21 protein-coding genes and 1 pseudogene are annotated in these 21,041 nt (G+C 51.1%); 16 read left to right on the top strand and 6 right to left on the bottom strand.

The features are described 5' to 3' along the window. Positions 1-12 precede the first annotated feature (12 nt). Together J4685_RS14905 and iprA are read left to right on the top strand one after the other, a co-directional pair. Positions 13-2,958, top strand: coding sequence for an autotransporter outer membrane beta-barrel domain-containing protein (locus J4685_RS14905; protein ID WP_000556538.1), 2,946 nt, complete (start codon positions 13-15; stop codon positions 2,956-2,958). Positions 2,959-3,043: 85 nt separating this feature from the next. Further along, positions 3,044-3,667: a hydrogen peroxide resistance inhibitor IprA gene (iprA, locus tag J4685_RS14900; protein ID WP_000950094.1), complete on the top strand. Its 624-nt coding sequence runs from the start codon at positions 3,044-3,046 to the stop codon at positions 3,665-3,667. A gap of 44 nt (positions 3,668-3,711) precedes the next feature. Here iprA and ampH read toward each other — a convergent pair whose 3' ends face one another. Beyond that, positions 3,712-4,869 (bottom strand): D-alanyl-D-alanine-carboxypeptidase/endopeptidase AmpH, encoded by a 1,158-nt coding sequence (gene ampH / locus J4685_RS14895; RefSeq protein WP_000830779.1) that lies wholly within the window; start codon positions 4,867-4,869, stop codon positions 3,712-3,714. 346 nt (positions 4,870-5,215) lie between these two features. Here ampH and sbmA point away from each other — a divergent pair, with 346 nt between their 5' ends. Continuing rightward, positions 5,216-6,436, top strand: coding sequence for a peptide antibiotic transporter SbmA (gene sbmA / locus J4685_RS14890; RefSeq protein WP_000477025.1), 1,221 nt, complete (start codon positions 5,216-5,218; stop codon positions 6,434-6,436). A gap of 14 nt (positions 6,437-6,450) precedes the next feature. Then, entirely contained in the window at positions 6,451-7,545 is a 1,095-nt protein-coding gene (gene yaiW, locus J4685_RS14885) for a surface-exposed outer membrane lipoprotein YaiW (protein ID WP_001271420.1), read from the top strand. 37 nt (positions 7,546-7,582) lie between these two features. On the opposite strand, the gene J4685_RS14880 is transcribed toward yaiW, so the two are convergent. Further along, complete coding sequence (locus tag J4685_RS14880) at positions 7,583-7,891, bottom strand: YaiY family protein (protein WP_000129292.1); 309 nt, start codon at positions 7,889-7,891, stop codon at positions 7,583-7,585. Positions 7,892-8,158: 267 nt separating this feature from the next. Here J4685_RS14880 and J4685_RS14875 point away from each other — a divergent pair, with 267 nt between their 5' ends. Next, positions 8,159-8,374 (top strand): DUF2754 family protein, encoded by a 216-nt coding sequence (locus J4685_RS14875; protein ID WP_001239243.1) that lies wholly within the window; start codon positions 8,159-8,161, stop codon positions 8,372-8,374. Between the two features lie 25 nt (positions 8,375-8,399). Here J4685_RS14875 and ddlA read toward each other — a convergent pair. Continuing rightward, a pseudogene (gene ddlA / locus J4685_RS14870) lies at positions 8,400-9,488 on the bottom strand (D-alanine--D-alanine ligase). Between the two features lie 77 nt (positions 9,489-9,565). Between ddlA and J4685_RS14865 the strand changes: the two are divergent. The 5 genes from J4685_RS14865 to adrA all read left to right on the top strand — a co-directional run bounded on the left by J4685_RS14865 (position 9,566) and on the right by adrA (position 14,089). Continuing rightward, positions 9,566-10,279 carry an extensin family protein gene (locus tag J4685_RS14865; RefSeq protein WP_000480794.1) on the top strand — a complete coding sequence of 238 codons (714 nt, stop codon included), beginning with the start codon at positions 9,566-9,568 and terminating at the stop codon, positions 10,277-10,279. Positions 10,280-10,447: 168 nt separating this feature from the next. After that, entirely contained in the window at positions 10,448-11,659 is a 1,212-nt protein-coding gene (locus J4685_RS14860) for a multidrug efflux MFS transporter (protein WP_000446762.1), read from the top strand. A 296-nt stretch (positions 11,660-11,955) separates the two neighbouring features. Next, positions 11,956-12,216, top strand: coding sequence for an anti-adapter protein IraP (gene iraP, locus J4685_RS14855; protein WP_001518423.1), 261 nt, complete (start codon positions 11,956-11,958; stop codon positions 12,214-12,216). 348 nt (positions 12,217-12,564) lie between these two features. Further along, positions 12,565-12,885, top strand: coding sequence for a phosphate starvation-inducible protein PsiF (gene psiF / locus J4685_RS14850; RefSeq protein ID WP_000705162.1), 321 nt, complete (start codon positions 12,565-12,567; stop codon positions 12,883-12,885). Between the two features lie 91 nt (positions 12,886-12,976). Beyond that, positions 12,977-14,089 carry a diguanylate cyclase AdrA gene (adrA, locus tag J4685_RS14845; protein ID WP_000484093.1) on the top strand — a complete coding sequence of 371 codons (1,113 nt, stop codon included), beginning with the start codon at positions 12,977-12,979 and terminating at the stop codon, positions 14,087-14,089. Between the two features lie 14 nt (positions 14,090-14,103). On the opposite strand, the gene proC is transcribed toward adrA, so the two are convergent. Then, positions 14,104-14,913, bottom strand: coding sequence for a pyrroline-5-carboxylate reductase (proC, locus tag J4685_RS14840; RefSeq protein WP_000412185.1), 810 nt, complete (start codon positions 14,911-14,913; stop codon positions 14,104-14,106). Between the two features lie 139 nt (positions 14,914-15,052). Here proC and J4685_RS14835 point away from each other — a divergent pair, with 139 nt between their 5' ends. From J4685_RS14835 to ppnP, 5 genes are all read left to right on the top strand, one after another. Further along, positions 15,053-15,508 (top strand): YaiI/YqxD family protein, encoded by a 456-nt coding sequence (locus tag J4685_RS14835; protein ID WP_000158137.1) that lies wholly within the window; start codon positions 15,053-15,055, stop codon positions 15,506-15,508. Between the two features lie 184 nt (positions 15,509-15,692). After that, positions 15,693-16,238 carry a shikimate kinase AroL gene (gene aroL / locus J4685_RS14830; protein ID WP_000983569.1) on the top strand — a complete coding sequence of 182 codons (546 nt, stop codon included), beginning with the start codon at positions 15,693-15,695 and terminating at the stop codon, positions 16,236-16,238. Positions 16,239-16,264: 26 nt separating this feature from the next. Beyond that, positions 16,265-16,456, top strand: a complete 192-nt coding sequence (yaiA, locus tag J4685_RS14825; protein WP_001143161.1) for a protein YaiA — start codon at positions 16,265-16,267, stop codon at positions 16,454-16,456. 250 nt (positions 16,457-16,706) lie between these two features. Continuing rightward, positions 16,707-17,384 (top strand): AroM family protein, encoded by a 678-nt coding sequence (locus J4685_RS14820; protein WP_001276437.1) that lies wholly within the window; start codon positions 16,707-16,709, stop codon positions 17,382-17,384. A 70-nt stretch (positions 17,385-17,454) separates the two neighbouring features. Continuing rightward, positions 17,455-17,739, top strand: coding sequence for a pyrimidine/purine nucleoside phosphorylase (gene ppnP, locus J4685_RS14815; RefSeq protein WP_000941953.1), 285 nt, complete (start codon positions 17,455-17,457; stop codon positions 17,737-17,739). Positions 17,740-17,781: 42 nt separating this feature from the next. Here the strand turns inward: ppnP and rdgC are convergent, their stop codons facing one another. Beyond that, on the bottom strand, positions 17,782-18,693 hold the full coding sequence (rdgC, locus tag J4685_RS14810; RefSeq protein WP_000964305.1) for a recombination-associated protein RdgC: 912 nt from the start codon (positions 18,691-18,693) through the stop codon (positions 17,782-17,784). Positions 18,694-18,818: 125 nt separating this feature from the next. Between rdgC and mak the strand changes: the two genes are divergently transcribed. Beyond that, positions 18,819-19,727, top strand: a complete 909-nt coding sequence (mak, locus tag J4685_RS14805; RefSeq protein ID WP_001219270.1) for a fructokinase — start codon at positions 18,819-18,821, stop codon at positions 19,725-19,727. 19 nt (positions 19,728-19,746) lie between these two features. Here mak and araJ read toward each other — a convergent pair whose 3' ends face one another. Then, positions 19,747-20,919, bottom strand: coding sequence for an MFS transporter AraJ (gene araJ, locus J4685_RS14800; protein WP_000755617.1), 1,173 nt, complete (start codon positions 20,917-20,919; stop codon positions 19,747-19,749). Positions 20,920-21,041: the final 122 nt, after the last annotated feature.

Here is a 21,041-nt window from a genome sequence, read left to right as displayed (position 1 = left end):
GAGGGATGACAAATGCACTCCTGGAAAAAGAAACTTGTAGTCTCACAATTAGCATTGGCTTGCACTCTGGCAATCACTTCTCAGGCGAATGCTACTACTTATAACACTTTTGGGTATCATGACGACGCAACTACCCAGTACGCTGGGATCAATACTGACACCGATTATGTAACTTACGGTGGTTATGTTTATTACAATCCTGCAACTACCGATTTCGATCAATCCTTTAACAACGATACTGTAAATGGTGTTATTTCTACGTATTATCTGAACAATGACTACACCGCAGATTCTACGAATACACTGAATATCACCAATTCTACCATCCATGGCATGATTACTTCCCAACATATGTGGGATGACACAGCATATGTTGATCATGACTGGGATGATGGCGATACATTTACCCTCAATATCGCTAACTCCACTATCGATGATGATTATGAATATTTCTACTTCACCGATGATTATAATAATGCTGATGGAAAAGTTACTACGGAAGATTGGCGTACTTCCGAATTAGCTTCTTTAGGCACTGCTGTAACGTTGGATGTCGAAAGTAATATTAATATCACCAATAACTCTCGTGTTGCAGGTATTACTCTGAGCCAGGGCGATACTTACGACGCAACATATGCTACTGGTGGTGATAGCGCTTATGTTCATACTTGGGACAACACTATTGTCGTTGACAATTCCACTGTTACATCAGGGGCTGTGACTCCGCTTGAGGGTAGCGGTTGGTTTGGTAACTCTTCAGAGCCAAGCGATTATTCTGGCAACGCTGTTTATGATACAACGACAGGAACCTGGTACCATAATCCGAATGACACTGCTTTATCGTTCTCAGATGATCCTGACTCATACTATTCGATGAAGAACAACGTTACATTCACCAACGGTTCAACGTTGATGGGTGATGTTGTGTTTACGAGTAACTTCAACAATGCTGACGACGCGAATGCTGATTCCAATGGCGATGGTGTTATCAGCGCCAGCGATGGTTTCAGCCCAATCGGTTATGACACCAACAATGATGGCGTAGAAGATACGAATGGCGGTTGGAGTCACGACAACGATAACGTTGATGAACTGAACCTCAAACTGGATAACGGTAGTAAGTGGGTAGGTGACGCATACTTTAGCTATGAGTATATCGCACCGGCTGATATGTACGATCTTGAAGATGGTACTAACAGCTTAGAACCAAGTTCTACTGTGGATAAATGGGGCAACGTTGTTGATGACAAGACCTTCCAGAGCGGTATCTTCACTGTAGCGCTGGATAACGGTTCTGAATGGGATACGGTAAACGCTTCTAACGTCGATACCCTAACTGTTAATAATGGTTCTCAGGTTAACGTAGCTGATAGTTCTTCTTTAATCGCAGACACCATCACATTGACCAATGGTTCAACGATGAACCTCAGTTCCTATGGTGAAGTTGATACCGATCACCTGACGGTTGATAGTTACAGTAAAGTTGATCTGACAAACGAAACTGCTTATCTGTATGCTAACACTATTACCGTATCAAACGGCGGTGAATTCAGCATCGGTGCTGGTGAATTTGATGCCGATTCTTTCGGTACGGATACTCTGGAACTGACCAACGCTGGTGTATTTAACATCAACAACAGCGACTATGTGCTGGATGCAGATTTGGTTAACGGCCACACCAACACAACCGATACATCAAATGCTACCTATGGTTACGGTGTCATCGCTATGACTTCTGACGGTCATTTGACCGTGAATGGTAATGGTGATTATTACAACGGTGATAACACTGCCGATACTACTTACAGTGCTAACGGTGAAGCGGATAATAGCTACACGGACAATGTTGTAGCGGCTACCGGTAACTATAAAGTGCGCATCGACAACGCTACTGGTGCGGGTTCTGTTGCGGATTACAAAGGCAACGAGCTGATTCGTGTCAATGACGTAAACACCGACGCAACCTTCTCTGCAGCAAACAAAGCTGACCTGGGTGCTTACACCTATCAGGCTAAGCAGGAAGGCAACACTGTCGTGCTGGAACAGATGGAACTGACCGACTACGCTAACATGGCGCTGAGTATTCCTTCTGCGAACACCAATATCTGGAACCTGGAACAAGACACCGTTGGTACTCGTCTGACCAATGCTCGTCATGGCCTGGCGGATAACGGCGGCGCATGGGTAAGCTACTTCGGCGGTAACTTCAACGGCGACAACGGCACCATTAACTACGATCAGGATGTTAATGGCATCATGGTCGGTGTTGATACCAAAGTTGACGGTAACAACGCTAAGTGGATCGTTGGTGCGGCAGCAGGCTTCGCGAAAGGCGATCTGAGCGATCGTACCGGTCAGGTGGATCAGGACAGCCAGTCTGCCTACATCTACTCTTCCGCTCGTTTCGCAAACAACATCTTTGTTGACGGTAACTTAAGCTACTCTCACTTCAACAACGATTTGTCTGCTAACATGAGCGACGGTACTTACGTTGACGGCAACACCTCTTCTGACGCCTGGGGCTTCGGCTTGAAACTGGGTTATGATCTGAAGCTGGGTGATGCAGGCTACGTAACGCCTTACGGCAGCGTATCCGGTCTGTTCCAGTCCGGCGACGACTACCAGCTGAGCAACGACATGAAAGTTGACGGTCAGTCTTACGACAGCATGCGTTATGAACTCGGTGTAGATGCAGGTTATACCTTCACTTACAGCGAAGATCAGGCGCTGACCCCGTACTTCAAACTGGCTTACGTTTACGACGACTCCAACAACGATGCTGACGTAAACGGCGACTCTATCGACAACGGCGTAGAAGGTTCTGCGGTACGTGTTGGTCTGGGTACTCAGTTCAGCTTCACGAAGAACTTCAGCGCCTACACCGATGCTAACTACCTCGGCGGCGGTGATGTTGATCAAGACTGGTCTGCAAACGTTGGTGTTAAATATACCTGGTAATCATTTTCTCTCAGGAGAAATAAAGGTAATTTAAACTGAAAAATGCCCGTCAAGGACTTGACGGGCATTATTGCAAGGAATGCATATGTTATCTTTAAACAAGCCACTACAAGAATTCAACAGACTCGATAAATGCCTTTCTAAGCATGGTACGCGTTTCGAGTTTGTTAACGATAAAGAGATTATCTGTTCACCTGATGAAAGTAATACCCATACCTTTGTTATTTTAGAGGGGGTTGTTTCGTTAGTTCGGGGTGATAAAGTTCTTATTGGTATTGTGCAGGCCCCCTTTATTTTCGGCTTAGCCGATGGTGTGGCGAAAAAAGAGGCACAATATAAATTAATTGCGGAGAGCGGTTGCATCGGTTATCGCCTCTCATCATCACAAACTCTCGCCATCATTGAGCAGAACCAACTGTGGCGTGAAGCCTTCTGTTGGATAGTATGGAAAAGTCAGGTACTGGAGCTTCGTGACAAGCAGCTCATTGGTAATAATTCTTACGACCAGATTCGTGCGACGTTAATGACAATGATTGAGTGGGATGAAGAACTTCGCTCACGTATTGGTGTTATGAATTATATCCATCAACGAACGCGCGTATCGCGATCGGTGGTGGCGGAAGTCCTCGCGGCCCTGCGTAAGGGTAATTACATTGAAATGAATAAAGGCAAACTGATCAGTATTAACCGTTTGCCCTCCGAATATTAACAAAAAGGTTGCGCCTCGTCTGATATAGCGCGAGGCGCGACGACTCAGGATGCAGGAATAGCAATCGGTTTATTGCCGCTTAGCTCAGTAACCAAATCGTTAATCCCGTCGCTCATATTGGTAAAACGCGTGAGGGGGGAACGGGTTACGACCACAAAAGCGCCAATATTATATTGTGGGATCATCGCCATATAGGTAATAAAACCGCCGCCGCCTCCCGTTTTCTGGATAATGCCAGGACGTCCGTCTTTTGGCGCCATATAGACCCAGCCCAGACCGAGCGCGTCGGCTTTACCCGGTACGTCCATCCCGATGATTTTCTTTAACTGTGTGCGCTGATAAATCAACGTTTGCATACGATCGGCCTGTTGGCTACGGTGATAGAAATCTGACGACAGATACTGTTGCATCCAGCGCATCATATCTCCTGGCGTAGAATAGACCCCGCCGCTGCCAATGGCAGCCAGCGTATTATTACAGGGGCTTGCGCCTTTCTCTGCCACCATCAGACGTTTACACTGATCGGGAGAGGGGGTAAACGTGGTGTCTTTCATTCCCAGCGGGCGGGTAATCTTTTCTTCAAACAGTTGCGTATAAGGTTTGCCGGAGGCGGTCGCCAGCGCGTCGGCTAACAGGTCGAACGCCAGATTGGAATAGGCCGACTGCGAGCCTGGCGCGACTTTTAACGTTGCGGTAGAGAGCCAGTTCCAGCGTTGTTCGCGGGTTGGCCAGACAAATACCGGACGATGCGCCGCGCCGCCTGGCTGTTCTCGCGGAAGCGCGCTGGTATGGGTTGCTAAGTTGACCAACGTAATCGGCGTGCCTTGATACGTCGGGACATGCGCGCCGGGAGGCGCATATTTGCTGAGAGGATCGTTTAATTTTACCGTTCCCTGATCGAGCAATTTTACCAACATTTCACTGGTCATTAGCTTGGTGAGCGAAGCGATACGAATGACCGAATCAAGCTGTGGACGAACATTATTGCCCGGTCTGGTGTCACCGAAACTACGAAATACGCGTTGATTGCCGTCGATCACCACCAGCGCCATGCCCGTGGCGCCGCTACCATAAAAGATATGCTCGGCATAACGATCAACGATATCAGAGGCAAAAACCGGATCGGCAATCGGCTGAGCCGCCTGGACAGAAGTAAGTGATGCCGCAAACAGCATGGCAGTAAAAAGCAGACTACGTTTCAACGGTGATGTCCATAAGTGAAATAACGGTGGTTATGCGTATTTATACTACCCGGCGGCACATTGCAAAACGTTAAAGAGAAAAAAGTGGGTGAAAAAACGTAACGGCGGGGTTTCGTGATGGAGAATGTTTACTTTTGTGATAGAGCGCTTGTGATAACCTGATAGCGTCAGCGTGCCTGCTGAGGATGAAACTCGTCGAAACAATTCTGTTGAGCAGAAATGCGAACTAAGCGTCACAACGTAGGTCACAATGCCTGGTTTAGCCCTTTCATTTGCGTGGGCATGGCGTGCTATTGCCGCCGTCACAGCAGCCGTAATAAAGAGAAGAAGTTAGCAGGAGAGCATGATGTTTAAATCTTTTTTCCCAAAGCCAGGGCCGTTTTTCATGTCGGCGTTTGTTTGGGCGCTGATCGCCGTCATTTTCTGGCAGGCGGGAGGAGGAGATTGGGTGGCGCGACTGGTGGGGGCATCCGATGAAGTGCCTATCAGCGCAGCGCGCTTCTGGTCGCTGGACTATCTGATTTTTTATGCTTATTACCTGATTTGCGTGGGATTATTTGCAACGTTCTGGTTCATCTATAGCCCGCACCGCTGGCAGTACTGGTCGATAGTTGGCACCTCGCTCATTATTTTTGTCACCTGGTTTTTGGTGGAGGTTGGCGTCGCGGTTAACGCCTGGTACGCGCCATTCTATGATTTGATTCAAACGGCGCTCAGCTCGCCGCACAAGGTCACTCTTGGTCAATTTTATCATGAAGTGGGGGTGTTTCTCGGTATTGCGCTTATCGCCGTGGTGATCGGCGTGCTGAACAACTTCTTTGCCAGCCACTATGTATTTCGCTGGCGTACCGCAATGAATGAGCACTATATGGCGCACTGGCAGTACCTGCGCCATATCGAAGGGGCCGCCCAGCGTGTGCAGGAAGACACCATGCGTTTTGCCTCTACACTGGAGAACATGGGCGTGAGTTTTATCAATGCCATCATGACGCTGATCGCCTTTCTGCCGGTGTTAGTCACCCTGTCAGCGCATGTGCCGAATTTACCCATCGTAGGACATATCCCTTACGGCCTGGTCATTGCCGCCATAGTCTGGTCATTAATGGGGACGGGCCTGCTGGCGGTCGTCGGGATCAAATTGCCGGGGCTGGAATTTAAAAATCAGCGAGTGGAAGCAGCTTATCGTAAAGAGCTGGTCTACGGTGAAGATGACGCCAGCCGCGCCACGCCGCCCACCGTCCGTGAACTGTTTAGCGCGGTGCGCCATAACTACTTCCGTCTCTACTTTCACTATATGTATTTCAACATCGCGCGCATTCTCTATTTGCAGGTCGATAACGTTTTCGGTTTGTTCCTACTGTTTCCTTCCATTGTTGCCGGTACGATTACGCTGGGGCTGATGACGCAAATCACCAACGTGTTTGGTCAGGTGCGCGGTTCGTTCCAGTATTTGATTAACTCCTGGACGACTCTGGTGGAGCTGATGTCTATTTATAAACGTTTACGTAGCTTTGAACGCCAGTTGGATGGTCAGCCAGTTCAGGAAGTGACCCACTCTTTTAGCTAACAGAAGGAAACGTTATGTCGGCGGCGTCCCGTCTTTATCCTCTGCCTTTTCTGGCGGTCGCCATATTGGCTGGCTGTAGTAGTCAATCCGGGCAGCCGGTGAGCAAGGGCGAGAAGCCTGTCGACGTGGCAAGCGTAGTACGTCAGAAAATGCCGGCCAGTGTCAAAGACAGAGAGGCCTGGGCGAAAGATATCGCGACAACGTTTAAGAGCCAGGGGCTGGCGCCGACGGTAGAAAATATCTGTTCGGTGCTGGCTGTCGCCCAGCAGGAGTCCGGTTATCAGGCGGATCCTGTCGTGCCGGGGCTAAGTAAAATCGCCTGGCAGGAGATTGATCGCCGCGCTGAACGACTACACATTCCGCTGTTTCTGGTGCACACCGCGCTGAAAATTAACTCCCCCAACGGCAAGAGCTATAGCGAACGCCTGGACACGGTAAAAACCGAAAAACAGCTTAGCGCTATTTTTGACGATTTTATCAATATGGTTCCTATGGGGCAGACGCTATTTGGCTCATATAACCCGGTGCATACGGGCGGCCCGATGCAGGTCAGCATTGCCTTTGCCGAACAGCACGCGAAAGGCTATCCGTGGAAGATGACGGGTACGGTACGTCAGGAGGTCTTTACGCGCCGTGGCGGGTTGTGGTTTGGAACCTACCATTTGCTGAATTATCCGGCGAACTACAGCGCGCCTGTTTTCCGCTTCGCCGACTTCAACGCGGGATGGTACGCCAGCCGTAACGCTGCGTTCCAGAATGCCGTCAGTAAAGCCAGTGGGATAAAACTGGCGCTGGATGATGATCTGATTCGTTATAACAGCAAGGAACCGGGCAAAACAGAGTTAGCGGTGCGCAAACTGGCAGGGCAGTTGGGAATGAGTGAGCGCGAAATTCGCAGCCAACTGGAGAAAGGCGATAGCCTGGCGTTTGAAAAAACGGCGCTCTACAAGAAAGTCTATAAACTGGCCGAGGCCAAAACGGGCAAGACGCTTGCGCAGGAAATGTTGCCCGGTATTCAACTGGAAAGCCCGAAGATCACACGTAAGCTGACGACCGCCTGGTTTGCTAAGCGAGTTGATGAGCGGCGGGCGCGGTGTGTGGGGCGATAAATTTCGCGCTGGGATATTTTCTCCAGCGCGCTAAGGTTTATTGGTGACGGTGACGCCAGCGTAAAAACGCGGTGATAACGGCGAAAATGAGGCAGCCCGTGAGGAAGGGCACCAGGCCAAAAATCGTCCCGACGCCCAGCCCAATCTCTACCCGCGGTCGACCTGTATCCTGTACCTGCATCAGATGCTCATAGATGCCCGGCGCATGAACCAGCAGGTTTAAGAGTTGTGCTCCGGCCCAGAAGCAAAACAGTACAAATATGGCGTAAGCAATATTTCCGGGCGTAGAGGAGGTTTCTCGATGCTTCCCGCTGAACAGCGATTTTGAGAGAGTGAAATCAGTCATAAAGACCTCCAGGATGATCGGCTACGATCTGGCGTTATGCCATCGGCTTACTGTGAAGTCTGACAGGTCATTGTGTTTGTCAATATCAGAATCATGGTAATTTCACATATGGAATGTATCCATCGCGTAAATTTTTGTTAGTTGTCACAAAACGATCACTTTTATCAAAATCAATTAACATTTAAGAAATTCCGTATCCCCCACAGACTCGCTCGCCAGAAGTATGCAAAAATACGTTTTTGTTGCTGTTAATACGTCGGAGTCGTTATGCGTTTGCCTGTAAAAATTCGTCGTGACTGGCACTACTATGCCTTCTCTATTGGCCTTATCTTTATTTTGAATGGTGTCGTAGGATTGCTGGGTTTTGAGGCGAAAGGATGGCAAACCTATGGCGTTGGGCTGGTAACGTGGATTATTAGCTTCTGGCTGGCGGGGTTCATCATTCGCCGGCGCGAAGAGGATGAGGTAAAAGACGCCCGATAAACGTTGCGCTATCGGGCGTGCGCTATTACATCGTGGTTTTTAAGGCGTTATTCGCCGCATGGCGTTCCAGCGCCAGCTCAATCAGGCGGCTGATCAAATCGGTATAGCCCAGTCCGCTCGCCTGCCAGAGTTTTGGATACATACTGATATTGGTAAAACCTGGCAGCGTATTGATCTCGTTAATCACGGCCTCATTGTCTGCCGTTAAGAAGACATCGACACGCGCCATACCCGCGCATCCCAGCGTCTGATAAGCCTAGATCGCGCGGATCTTGTCATTCACCCCGGAAGGGAGCTGCGCAGGCACGACAACTTGTGCGCCGTTATCATCAATATACTTAGTATCGTAGGCGTAAAATTCGCTATTCAGTACGATTTCGCCGCAGGTACTGGCCTGTGGGTTATCGTTACCTAATACAGCGCATTCGATCTCGCGCCCTTTGATCCCTTGCTCCACCACCACTTTATGATCGAATTCGAAAGCCAGCGCGACCGCCTGCTGATATTGCGCTTCGTTAGCGACTTTACTGACGCCGACCGAAGAGCCCTGATTGGCGGGCTTAACGAACAGCGGCAGTCCCAGACGGGATTCAACCTCGGCAAAACTAAACGCGTGACGATTCGTTCGGGTGAGTGTAATAAACGGGGCGATATTCAGTCCTGCATCGCGTAGCAGTCGTTTGGCGACGTCTTTATCCATGCAGGCTGCGGAGCTCAGCACGTCTGAACCGACAAACGGTAAGTTTGCGACGCGCAGCATCCCCTGCAATGAGCCGTCTTCGCCCAGCGTACCGTGGACGATAGGAAAAATAACATCTACCGTCGGTAGCGGCTGCCCGTTCTGGGCGTTAATCAATTGGTGTTGATGTTTGCCAGGCACCTGGGCCAGACTGATTGCCGAAGGACGTAGCGCGATATGTGCCGGATCGTCTGCATTCTGCAAATAATTTTCCGCATCGTTAACATGCCATTGTCCTGCCTTATCTATCCCTAACAGCACCACGTCGAAGCGGGTTTTATCGATCGCATCAACGATATTTTTCGCTGATTGCAAAGACACTTCATGTTCCGCCGACTTACCGCCAAATACTATTCCTACCCGCAATTTCGCCATCTTAAAAACCCATTCCATCGAATGCAAAGCGTATACATTACCACGACAAAACGCGGGTTTCGCGGGGTTCTGCCATAATGTTTATGGGATGTGAGAACGGAGGCCGCGTGAGAGGTAAGGGTTTTCTGATTATTGTGCTGTTGGGCGGTATTGGCGGGCTGGGATATCGTTATCTTCCCTCTTATTATAATCCTTTTGCTCCGCTACAACTTGCCGATCCGCCAGGCTGGATCACGACCTTCAAACTACAGCGCCTGACGCCGTCGCAGTGCCGGGAGCTGTTGACGGCGGCCAATCAGCAGGGATTAATTTCATCACAACCTGTTGCGGATAGCGCTGGTGAATGTCCCTTGTCCCATGTTGTGCGCGTCAGAGATTTTGGCCAGGTCAAACTGAGCAGCAGTTTTTTAGCCTCCTGCCCGTTGGCGCTGCGCTCCGCGCTGTTTGTCGAACAGCAGGCAAAACCTTTAACAGAAACGTGGATGAAGCGCCGCCTGACCCGCATCGAACATCTGGGTAGCTATGCCTGCCGTAATATTTATCACCGCCCGGATGCGCGTCGCAGTGAACATGCCAGCGCAGAAGCGCTGGATGTCAGCGGGTTTCAGCTATCGGATGGCCGAAAAATCACTGTTCTGCGCGGCTGGGGGCGTCAGGAGACGGGGCCCTGGTTACGCGCTATGTTAAACGCCAGTTGCCATTATTATGGCAATGGGCTCGGGCCTGACTATAACGCTGCGCATGCTAACCATTTTCATCTTGGAATGCGGGGCTACGGCGTGTGTCGTTAAAGCATAAACGTCTGCCTTGCGCGGCTATATAATGTGACATGTTTCACAAAAATGATGAACGGGGAGACAAAATAGCAAAGTGTGACGTATCGCACCTCTGGAACCACCAGGAAAAAGAGAACTTGCTAAGCTAACGCGTATTTTCAGCTACTTACCGTTACGAGTCTTATGGAATCCTGGAAAGTTAATCTAATTTCCGTTTGGTTTGGATGTTTTTTTACCGGGCTGGCAATCAGCCAAATCCTGCCATTCTTACCCCTTTATATTTCCCAGCTTGGCGTCTCTTCCCATGAAGCGTTATCAATGTGGTCCGGGTTAACGTTTAGCATCACGTTTCTTATTTCCGCCATTGTGTCGCCGATGTGGGGCAGTCTTGCCGATCGTAAAGGGTGTAAACTGATGCTATTGCGCGCGTCGCTCGGGATGGCGATAGCTATTCTACTGCAGGCATTTGCGACCCATGTCTGGCAACTTTTCCTGCTGCGCGGAATCATGGGGTTAACGTCAGGCTATATCCCCAATGCCATGGCGCTGGTAGCCTCTCAGGTACCGCGCGAACGTAGCGGCTGGGCGCTCAGTACGCTTTCTACCGCGCAGATCAGCGGCGTTATCGGCGGGCCGTTAATGGGCGGCTTTGTCGCGGATCATATCGGGCTGCGGGCGGTATTTCTGATTACCGCCATGCTGTTGGTGGTGAGCTTTCTGGTCACGCTATTTTTAATTAAAGAAGGCGTGCGTCCGGTCATCAAGAAAAGCGAACGCCTGAGCGGTAAAGCCGTTTTTGCGTCGTTACCTTATCCTGCGCTGGTGATCAGTTTGTTTTTTACCACGATGGTCATTCAACTCTGTAATGGTTCCATCAGTCCAATCCTGGCGCTGTTTATCAAATCAATGATGCCGGACAGTAATAACATCGCCTTTCTTAGCGGGTTAATCGCCTCGGTGCCCGGTATCTCCGCGCTTATCTCCGCGCCTCGCCTGGGAAAACTTGGCGACAGAATCGGCACGGAAAGAATTCTGATGGCCACGCTTATCTGCGCAGTGCTGCTTTTCTTCGCGATGTCCTGGGTCACCACGCCGTTCCAGTTGGGGCTGTTGCGTTTCTTGTTGGGCTTTGCCGATGGCGCGATGTTACCCGCCGTACAAACGTTATTGGTGAAATACTCCAGCGACCAAATTACCGGACGTATTTTTGGCTACAACCAGTCATTTATGTATCTGGGCAACGTGGTTGGGCCGTTGATGGGCGCGACGGTATCGGCGATGGCCGGTTTCCGCTGGGTTTTTATCGCTACGGCGGCGATCGTGTTGATCAATATCGGGCAACTGACCCTGGCGTTACGTCGTCGGCGTAACGCGCAAAAAGCGAAAGGCCAATAGCGGTGCATCGTAACGGCGCTTCTGCCGTTACGATATGGTTTAAATTAAAAGATATATTCTTTATCCGTGAAGTTTTTCTATAGATGGCATAACCTTAAATTATGATATAGCGTGATTATTGTTTTTTGATGGTTTATTATCGTCTCGTTTACGGCCTGAGAAACGTTTCGCTGCGGCGACAGTGATAATTATTTGTGTAAAGTTCTTCCTGTATCATAAAAATAGTACTTTCAGCCTCTAGGCAGTGGTTCTTCATAGTGATAACGTCACCCTGGAACTAATAAGGAAATATGGTCATGAAAAATCTCATAGCAGAGTTGTTGCTTAAGCTAGCCCAAAAAGAAGAAGAGTCGAAAGAACTGGTTGCTCAGGTAGAAGCGTTAGAGATTATCGTCACAGCAATGTTACGTAACATGGCGCAAAACGAGCAGGAGATGTTGATACGTCAGGTAGAGGGGGCACTTGAAGGCGTAAAGCCGGATGCCAGCGTTCCTGATCACGATACGGAATTGCTGCGCCAATATGTAAAAAAGTTGCTGAGACACCCCCGGCACTAATCGTATTTAAAACAACACAGTTGTTATAACGTTACTTTTATAAAATAGCCCTGGCCGCTTCGTTTTTATTTTGCTCTGTATTAACCAGAAGAAAATAAAAACGAAGCGGCTATGGTAATAACAGTGTAACGTTATGCGTTGTTCTTCTGCATCCTGCGTGACTGTGGATAATCGAGTTGCACATTAGCCTACGGTTTGTCAATCAATAAAACATATATTGCTAACGGTAAGTAATACTTTTACTGCCGGGTGGTATTTTTGCCAGTAACAGCCAGACTTATATAAAGTCCCTGGGATATTTCCCAAAGGGACAACGTGTAATGCGTACACTGACAAAAGGATGGTGCTATGAAAATAACATTACTGGTGACTTTACTTTTTGGCCTGGTCTTTTTAACCGCCGTCGGCGCAACCGAGAAACCGTTAACGCCGCAACAGCAGCGCATGACGACCTGTAATCAGCAGGCGACAGCGCAAGCGTTGAAAGGCGATGCGCGTAAAACTTACCTTAGCGACTGTCTGAAAAACAGTAAGTCAGCCCCTGGCGAGAAAAGCCTGACGCCGCAACAGCAGAAAATGCGTGAATGCAATGTTCAGGCGACGGAACAATCACTGAAAGGCGATGACCGTAGCAAGTTTATGAGCGCCTGCCTGAAAAAAGCGGCGTAGTGCTATCGGGTGAGCCCTGAAAAACACTCACCCGAAATTTCATACTTCCTCCATGCGCTCTGTTTCTATAATTTGGGAAAATTGTTTCTAAATGTTCCCAAAAATAATGAATGATGAAAATTTTTACCGAAAAGCGGTTGAACAGGCGGTAGCGCCGCCTGACCCTCCTGATGATCGTCAGCGCTCCGGGTTGCGCTTCGCCCGGCGCATCAGGCTACCGCGTGCGGTGGGGTTAGGGGGGATGTTTTTACCGGTGGCCGCCGTGTTAGTGACGCAACCTGTCTTTGGCGGCTGGTGGTTATTACTGGTCGGCTGGTCTTTTGTCTGGCCGCATCTGGCGTGGCAGTGGTCGGCGAAAGCCCTTGATCCGCTACGCCAGGAAATTTACAACCTGAAAGTGGATGCGATCCTCTCCGGCATGTGGATCGCGTTGATGGGCGTCAATATGTTGCCTGCCGCCGCGCTGTTTATGATGATGAGCATGAATCTGATGGGGGCTGGCGGGCGGCGGCTATTCACTGCCGGAATGGGGCTTTTGCTGGCGTCATGTCTGGTGACGTTGCAGCTTACCGGGCTACCCGTCGCTATGCGAAGCTCGTCGCTGGAAGTCACGCTCTCTTTGCCCGTCATTATGTTGTATCCGCTGCTGTTCGCCTGGGTAAGTTACCAAACGGCCATTAAATTAGCGGAACATAAGCGACGCTTGCAGGCGATGAGCTCGCGGGATGGCATGACCGGCGTCTATAACCGACGCCACTGGGAAATTTTATTACGTAATGAATTCGATCACAGCCGACGCCACCATCGGGAGGCGACATTGTTGATTATCGACATCGATCATTTTAAGAGCATTAACGACACCTGGGGACATGATGTTGGGGATGAGGCTATTATCGCCCTGACGCGTCAATTACAGATAACGCTACGCGGGAGTGATATTATCGGGCGCTTTGGCGGCGACGAATTTGCGGTGATTATGTGCGGAACGCCGGCAGACAGCGCGATTACCGCCATGTCGCGAGTGCATGAACGGCTAAATACCTTACGCTTGCCGGGCGCGCCGCAGGTCATGTTACGTATCAGCGTGGGCGTGGCGCCGTTAACGCCACAAATCGGTCATTATCGGGAATGGCTAAAGTCTGCGGATATGGCGCTTTATAAAGCAAAGAATGCCGGACGTAACCGCACCGAAGTGGCGGCATGACGTCCAGCCGGGCTTCAGGATTTACTGAGCGCCTCTGATTTTTCCATACACTTCGTCATCGCTTCTATTACCGCAGCGCGGAAGCCACGTTCTTCCAGAACGCGTACGGCTTCAATCGTCGTTCCGCCAGGCGAGCACACCATATCTTTCAGTTCGCCGGGATGCTTTCCGGTTTCGAGTACCATTTTCGCCGATCCCATAACGGCCTGCGCGGCGAATTTATAAGCCTGAGCGCGAGGCATACCTCCCAGAACGGCAGCGTCCGCCATCGCCTCGATAAACATAAAGACATAGGCCGGCGAAGATCCGCTCACGCCAACCACCGGATGGATCATCGGCTCAGCAATTACTTCCGCCTCGCCAAAGCAGCGGAAAATATTCAGCACATCAGCCGTATCTTCCGGTGTGACCAGCGCGTTGGGCGTGACGGAGGTCATTCCTGCGTTGACCAGCGACGGCGTATTCGGCATAGCGCGAATGATTTTACGGTCGTGTCCCAGCGCGCGCGCGAGCTGATCAAGCGTTATGCCTGCGGCGATAGAGACCACCAGCGAGTCTTTGTTCAGGCTGGAGGAGATTTCACTGAGCACTTTCACCATAATGCCCGGTTTTACCGCGCCGAAAACGATATCCGCGACCTGAGCGACCTCCTGCGCGCTTTGCGCTGCATTAATGCCGTACTGGTCATGCAGGGCGGCAACTTTATCGGGGGAGGGGGTGTAGACCCAGATCTGACCGGGAAGTACCTGACCGCTGGCAATCAGTCCGCCGAGAATAGCCTTGCCCATATTACCGCAGCCAATAAAACCGATTTTCTTCTCCATCTCGTCACTCCCTATGTTTGTGTGTTATGGGGAATAGTTAGCTTAACGCGGATTGAAAACGGGCAGAAGGAGAAACAGCACTTTGATGAAAGACAAAAGCGCGAGACAATAAAAGATTGTATACCGTACGGGAGACATTATGACCATCTGGGTGGATGCGGATGCGTGTCCGAATGTCATTAAAGAAATTTTGTACCGCGCCGCCGAGCGGATGCAGTTGCCGCTTATTCTGGTTGCCAATCAGGCCTTGCGCGTGCCGCCTTCGCGTTTTATCCGCACGCTTCGCGTGGCCGCCGGGTTTGACGTGGCGGACAATGAAATTGTGCGTCAATGCGAAGCGGGCGATCTGGTGATTACCGCGGATATTCCGCTGGCGGCTGAAGTGCTGGAAAAAGGCGCTGCGGCTCTTAATCCCCGGGGAGAACGCTATAGCGACGCCACGATTCGCGAACGTCTGACGATGCGTGACTTTATGGACACGCTACGCGCCAGCGGCGTACAAACGGGAGGACCAAACACTCTCTCGCCGCGCGATCGTCAGCATTTTGCCGCCGAGCTGGATAAGTGGTGGCTGGAAAGCCAGCGTAAAAAATAAATCCTGTAATGAAAAATTTACAGTTTATTCATTTCTGATTCTTGCTATAGTACTAATATTGTGACTTTAGCACCTTTGTGTAAATTATTATTTACATTTATGCGTTGTACTAGTTAGATGATATGATTATAATATTGCTGATATCAAATCCTGCGTATGCGCAGTTCCTGGGGGAACGCCTGCTATGATGCAACCTCTTTATCTTGTTGGCCCGCGGGGCTGTGGGAAAACCACCATCGGTATGGCGCTGGCGCAGGCAACCGGTTTCCGGTTTGCAGATACCGACCGCTGGCTGCAATCGCACGTGCAGATGAGCGTCGCTGATATCGTTGAAAAAGAAGGCTGGGGAGGGTTCCGCGCCCGGGAAACCGCGGCTCTGGAAGCGGTAAGCGCGCCTTCGACTGTCGTGGCGACAGGAGGCGGTATTATTCTCACGGAGTATAACCGACGTTATATGCACCGTGTTGGCGTAGTGATTTATCTGTGCGCGCCGGTATCCACGCTGGTTAACCGGCTTGAGGCTGAACCTGAAGCGGATCTGCGCCCGACCCTCACCGGCAAGCCGTTGAGCGAAGAGGTTCGGGAAGTGCTTGAGCAGCGTGACGCGTTGTATCGCGAAACGGCGCATTACATTATTGACGCGACGAAAGCGCCGGCCCAGGTCGTTTCTGAAATTATTGCGGCGCTGCCGCCGTCGACGCAACGGTTACAGGGAGATGTCTATACTTAACGCTCACCCAGAATAAAGGAAACGCTATGCCAACCAGACCACCTTATCCGCGGGAAGCTTATATCGTCACCATTGAAAAAGGCACGCCGGGCCAGACGGTGACGTGGTATCAGCTACGGGCTGACCATCCAAAACCTGATTCGCTCATCAGCGAGCATCCGACCGCAGAAGAAGCGATGGATGCGAAAAAACGTTACGAAGATCCGGATAAATCATAGACGCATGAACCACTCGGAAGGGATTCCGGGTATCCCTAAATTGTATCTCCATCACATTCTTGAAACATTTATACTGGCAACTAAAACCGTAAATTAAGCGATAACAATACAATATTGGAGTTATTTGGAATCTTTACACAATACGTTGCTCATCTGCTGCTACGCTTTCTGAGATTTGTAGGGCAGGTAGCGCGGTGAGCGTGTGAATATTTGCCCGGGAATTACGACGAAGTAATAAGGTGGAATAAAAATGAGTGCGTCGTTGGCAATCCTCACAATCGGCGTTGTGCCAATGAGCGAAGTGTTACCGCTTCTGACGGAATACATCGACGAACAACACATCACCCATCATAGCCTGCTGGGAAAAATGAGCCGGGAAGACGTTATGGCGGATTACGCTGTAGAGCCTGGCGATGATCCGCTTTTGACGTTGCTGAATGATAACCAGATAGCCCATGTTTCCCGCCAGAAGGTGGAGCGAGATTTACAGAGCGTTGTCGAGGTGCTGGATAACCAGGGTTACGATGTCATTATACTGATGAGCACCGCGGCGATTAAAAGTATGGCTGCCCGTAATTCTATTTTGCTTGAACCGCTGCGTATTATTCCACCGCTTGTCGCCTCTATTGTGGATGGGCATCAGGTGGGCGTGATTGTGCCTGTTGCAGAACTTCTGGCGGCCCAGGAGAAAAAATGGCAGGTATTGCAAATGCCGCCGGTGTATTCGCTGGCGAATCCGGTTCACGGTTCTGAGCAACAGTTAATTGATGCCGGGCAGGCGCTACTGGATCAAGGCGCGGACGTCATTATGCTGGATTGTCTGGGTTTTCATCAGCGTCATCGGGATATTTTACAGCAGGCGCTGGATGTGCCGGTTTTACTCTCTAATGTTTTGATTGCGCGGTTAGCTTCAGAACTGCTTGTCTAATTTTACGTGACAGGCCGAACGTCAGGACTCTATATTGGGTGTTAATTTAATAATGAGACGGGGCCTGATTATGCTACAAAGCAATGAATACTTTTCCGGGAAAGTGAAGTCTATTGGATTTACCAGCAGTAGCACCGGCCGGGCCAGCGTTGGTGTGATGGCGGAAGGGGAGTATACATTTGGCACCGCCGAACCCGAAGAGATGACGGTTGTGAGCGGCGCGTTGAAGGTACTGTTGCCGGGAACTGTCGAATGGAAAGTGTATACAGCCGGTGAGGTGTTTAACGTGCCTGGCCACAGCGAGTTTCATCTCCAGGTTGCTGAGCCCACCTCGTATCTGTGCCGCTATTTGTAACGGAACGGTGAGTCCCCTCTCCGGCGGAGAGGGACCCTCTGGTTAGCGCTGCGCTTCGCCGCCTAATCCTTCCACCAGGCTTTGAATCAGCGCCGCCAGCTCGCCGGTCATCAGGATAAAGTCCGCGTCAAAACGTTGGGCAAAATCTTCCCGGTCGATATCTTCGTTCTGATCGCGCAGCTCATCGCAGAATTTCAGACGCTTAATGGAGCCGTCGTCGCACATGACGAATTGAATACGCTGCTGCCAGTCGAGCGCCAGCTTCGTGACCACTTTACCCGCTTCAATATGAACGGCGATCTCGTCGCTGACCAGATCCTGCTTTTTCGCGCGGATCACGCCGCCATCTTCCAGCATCGCTTTCAATTCGGCTTCGTCCAGCAACTGGAAACCCTGAGCGACCGTACCGGAGCGCACCCACTCGGTGAGCGTCAGCTCAATCGGATTTTCCAGCGCCAGCGGGACGACCGGCAGCGAGCCAAGACTTTTACGCAGTAGCGCCAAAGTATCTTCCGCTTTTTTCGCGCTGGCGCAGTCAACCATAATCAGGCCGTTAACGGTATCAATCCACATCATTGTCTGACTGAAGCGGCTAAACGCGCGCGGCAGCAACGAATGCAACACTTCATCCTTCAGGGAATCTTTTTCCGTCTTCTTCAGCTTGCGTCCCTGATCGGCTTCCAGTTTCTGGATTTTCGCCTCCAGAGCCTGTTTGATCACTGGCGATGGCAGGATTTTCTCTTCTTTGCGCGCGCAAATAATAATTTGGCCATTGGCGGTGTGCGTTAACGCATCGCTGTGAGAGCCCATCGGCGGAACCCAGCCCATTTTGGCCATATCCTGGCTACCGCATGGGGTAAACGTCATTGAGGCGAGCTGTTTCTCCATCTCTTCGGCGCGTAATGTGATATCGCGGCTAAGACGGTAAACCATTAAATTTTTGAACCACAGCATGATAATTTCCACGGCCTTGTCGTTAAATCCAGGCGGTATAGTAACGAATTGTCGGCAGGCTTGCATTGCCAATCAGAACGGTGAATTCTACCCTGTTGATATTCCCAAAAAATGAGGAGCGGTATGTGCGTATTGGTATCGATTTAGGCGGCACAAAAACGGAAGTCATTGCGCTTGATGATGCAGGAGAGCAGCGGTTTCGCCATCGTCTGCCTACGCCGCGGGAGGATTATCAGCAAACGATAGAAACCATCGCTACGCTGGTCGACATGGCGGAACAGGCGACCGGCCAGACCGGTAGCGTTGGCATTGGCATTCCCGGTTCTCTCTCGCCTTACACCGGCGTGGTAAAAAACGCTAACTCTACGTGGCTTAACGGCCAGCCGTTCGATAGCGATGTGAGCCGTCGTCTGAAGCGTGAAGTGCGGTTAGCCAACGATGCCAATTGCCTGGCGGTATCAGAGGCGGTAGATGGCGCGGCGGCGGGGGCGCAAACGGTATTTGCGGTGATTATCGGTACCGGGTGCGGCGCGGGCGTAGCGCTAAATGGCCGGGCGCACATCGGCGGCAACGGTACGGCAGGCGAATGGGGCCACAATCCGTTGCCGTGGATGGATGACGATGAGTTGCGTTACCGCGAAGAAATTCCCTGTTATTGCGGTAAACAAGGCTGTATCGAAACCTTTATTTCCGGTACGGGATTTGCCACGGATTACCAGCGTTTGAGCGGTAAAGCGCTAAAAGGCGATGAGATTATTCGTCTGGTCGACGCGCAGGACGCCGTGGCGGAACTGGCGTTAAGCCGTTATGAGCTGCGGCTGGCGAAAGCATTATCTCATGTCGTGAATATTCTGGATCCGGATGTCATTGTGCTGGGCGGCGGTATGAGCAATGTTGAGCGCCTGTACAAGACGGTTCCGTCGCTGATGAAATCGTTTGTTTTTGGCGGCGAGTGCGAGACGCCGGTACGTAAGGCGCGGCATGGCGATTCAAGCGGCGTGCGCGGCGCGGCCTGGCTGTGGCCGCTGGCGTAACGTTTCTAGCCGGATGGCGTCATCCGGCAACCGGCGTGACCGATGGCTGCTTGTGTTTTAGACGTCCGTATACCAGCAACGACGACATGGCGGAAAACGAGAGCAGGGCGGCGGGAAGCGCCACGTAGTGGTACGCAAAACCTAGCGTCAGCATCAGCCCGCCGCACCAGGCGCCAATCGCGCTACCGAGATTAAACGCGATTTGTCCTCCCGCCGCGCCCAGCAGTTCGCCGCCTTTGGCGTTTTGCAGCAGCAGGATTTGCAGCGGCGCAGAGAGCGCAAACAGACCAGCGCAGCAGATAAACGCGAAAGTCAGCGATGCCGTTTTGTATCCGCTGAAGAAAAAGAGCGCCATGAGAGAGAGCACGATAACGAGGTCAGTCACTACCGCGATGCGCAGCGGCGTATATCTACCGGAGAGTTTGCCGCTTAACAGATTGCCTAACACCATCCCCAGCCCGACCAGCATCATAATAAACGTCATGCTCGTCTCCGAAAAACCGGAGATGTACATCATAAATGGCTTGATATAGCTGAACCAGGCAAAAACGCCCGCATTGCCGAACATCGTGGCGGCGAAAATGAGCCACGGCGCGGGGCTACGCAAGAAGTGGAACTGCTCGTGCAGGCTGCCTTGGGCTTTGTCGCGAATATCCGGCACCCAGAAGAAAATCGCGGTGAGCACGGCGATGTTGAAAACCGCGATCAATAAAAAGGTGTAGCGCCAGCTAAATTCCTGGCTCAGGTAAGTGCCGAACGGAATGCCCACCAGATTCGCCACCGTCATCCCTGAAACCATACCCGCGACGGCGGCGGTGACCTTCCCGGGGCGGATAATCTTTGACAGGACAATGGCGCCGACGCCAAAAAAGGCGCCGTGCGGAAAGCCGGAAACCAGTCTGCCGACGGCGAGCATCAGATATGACGAGGAAAAGGTAAATATGGCATTGCCCATCACGCACAGCATGACCAGAAACAGCAGTATATGTTTAAGCGAAAAGCGGCTGGAAAAGAGCGCCATTACAGGCGCGCCCAGCACGACGCCGAAGGCGTAAAACGAGATCATATGCCCGGCGGCGGGAATCGTTATCCCGACATCGCGTGCCAGCTCCGTCAGCACGCCCATAATGCCAAACTCGGCCATCCCCAGTCCGAACGTACCCAGCGCCAAAGAAAAAATAACTTTTTTCATACCACCTGCCGAAAATAAAGGCGCATGTTGCGCGCTGTGGCTGTGAATTGTCACAGCCAATCAACGTATAGCTTGCGGATAAGCGCGAGGTAATACCATTCCTTATTCGTCTTTGTGTATTC

This window comes from Salmonella sp. 32100201201700099SM (assembly GCF_017572645.1).
Lineage (GTDB): Bacteria > Pseudomonadota > Gammaproteobacteria > Enterobacterales > Enterobacteriaceae > Salmonella > Salmonella enterica.
The sequence above is the reverse complement of the archived record's forward strand: the minus strand, read 5'-3'. Positions and strand labels throughout refer to the sequence as shown.

Coding starts and splice junctions, on each gene's coding strand:
- J4685_RS14905 (WP_000556538.1), top strand. CDS start 13: ATGCACTCCTGGAAAAAGAAACTTGTAGTCTCACAATTAGCATTGGCT.
- iprA (WP_000950094.1), top strand. CDS start 3,044: ATGTTATCTTTAAACAAGCCACTACAAGAATTCAACAGACTCGATAAA.
- sbmA (WP_000477025.1), top strand. CDS start 5,216: ATGTTTAAATCTTTTTTCCCAAAGCCAGGGCCGTTTTTCATGTCGGCG.
- yaiW (WP_001271420.1), top strand. CDS start 6,451: ATGTCGGCGGCGTCCCGTCTTTATCCTCTGCCTTTTCTGGCGGTCGCC.
- J4685_RS14880 (WP_000129292.1), bottom strand. CDS start 7,891: ATGACTGATTTCACTCTCTCAAAATCGCTGTTCAGCGGGAAGCATCGA.
- J4685_RS14875 (WP_001239243.1), top strand. CDS start 8,159: ATGCGTTTGCCTGTAAAAATTCGTCGTGACTGGCACTACTATGCCTTC.
- J4685_RS14865 (WP_000480794.1), top strand. CDS start 9,566: ATGTTTATGGGATGTGAGAACGGAGGCCGCGTGAGAGGTAAGGGTTTT.
- J4685_RS14860 (WP_000446762.1), top strand. CDS start 10,448: ATGGAATCCTGGAAAGTTAATCTAATTTCCGTTTGGTTTGGATGTTTT.
- iraP (WP_001518423.1), top strand. CDS start 11,956: ATGAAAAATCTCATAGCAGAGTTGTTGCTTAAGCTAGCCCAAAAAGAA.
- psiF (WP_000705162.1), top strand. CDS start 12,565: ATGAAAATAACATTACTGGTGACTTTACTTTTTGGCCTGGTCTTTTTA.
- adrA (WP_000484093.1), top strand. CDS start 12,977: ATGTTCCCAAAAATAATGAATGATGAAAATTTTTACCGAAAAGCGGTT.
- proC (WP_000412185.1), bottom strand. CDS start 14,913: ATGGAGAAGAAAATCGGTTTTATTGGCTGCGGTAATATGGGCAAGGCT.
- J4685_RS14835 (WP_000158137.1), top strand. CDS start 15,053: ATGACCATCTGGGTGGATGCGGATGCGTGTCCGAATGTCATTAAAGAA.
- aroL (WP_000983569.1), top strand. CDS start 15,693: ATGATGCAACCTCTTTATCTTGTTGGCCCGCGGGGCTGTGGGAAAACC.
- yaiA (WP_001143161.1), top strand. CDS start 16,265: ATGCCAACCAGACCACCTTATCCGCGGGAAGCTTATATCGTCACCATT.
- J4685_RS14820 (WP_001276437.1), top strand. CDS start 16,707: ATGAGTGCGTCGTTGGCAATCCTCACAATCGGCGTTGTGCCAATGAGC.
- ppnP (WP_000941953.1), top strand. CDS start 17,455: ATGCTACAAAGCAATGAATACTTTTCCGGGAAAGTGAAGTCTATTGGA.
- rdgC (WP_000964305.1), bottom strand. CDS start 18,693: ATGCTGTGGTTCAAAAATTTAATGGTTTACCGTCTTAGCCGCGATATC.
- araJ (WP_000755617.1), bottom strand. CDS start 20,919: ATGAAAAAAGTTATTTTTTCTTTGGCGCTGGGTACGTTCGGACTGGGG.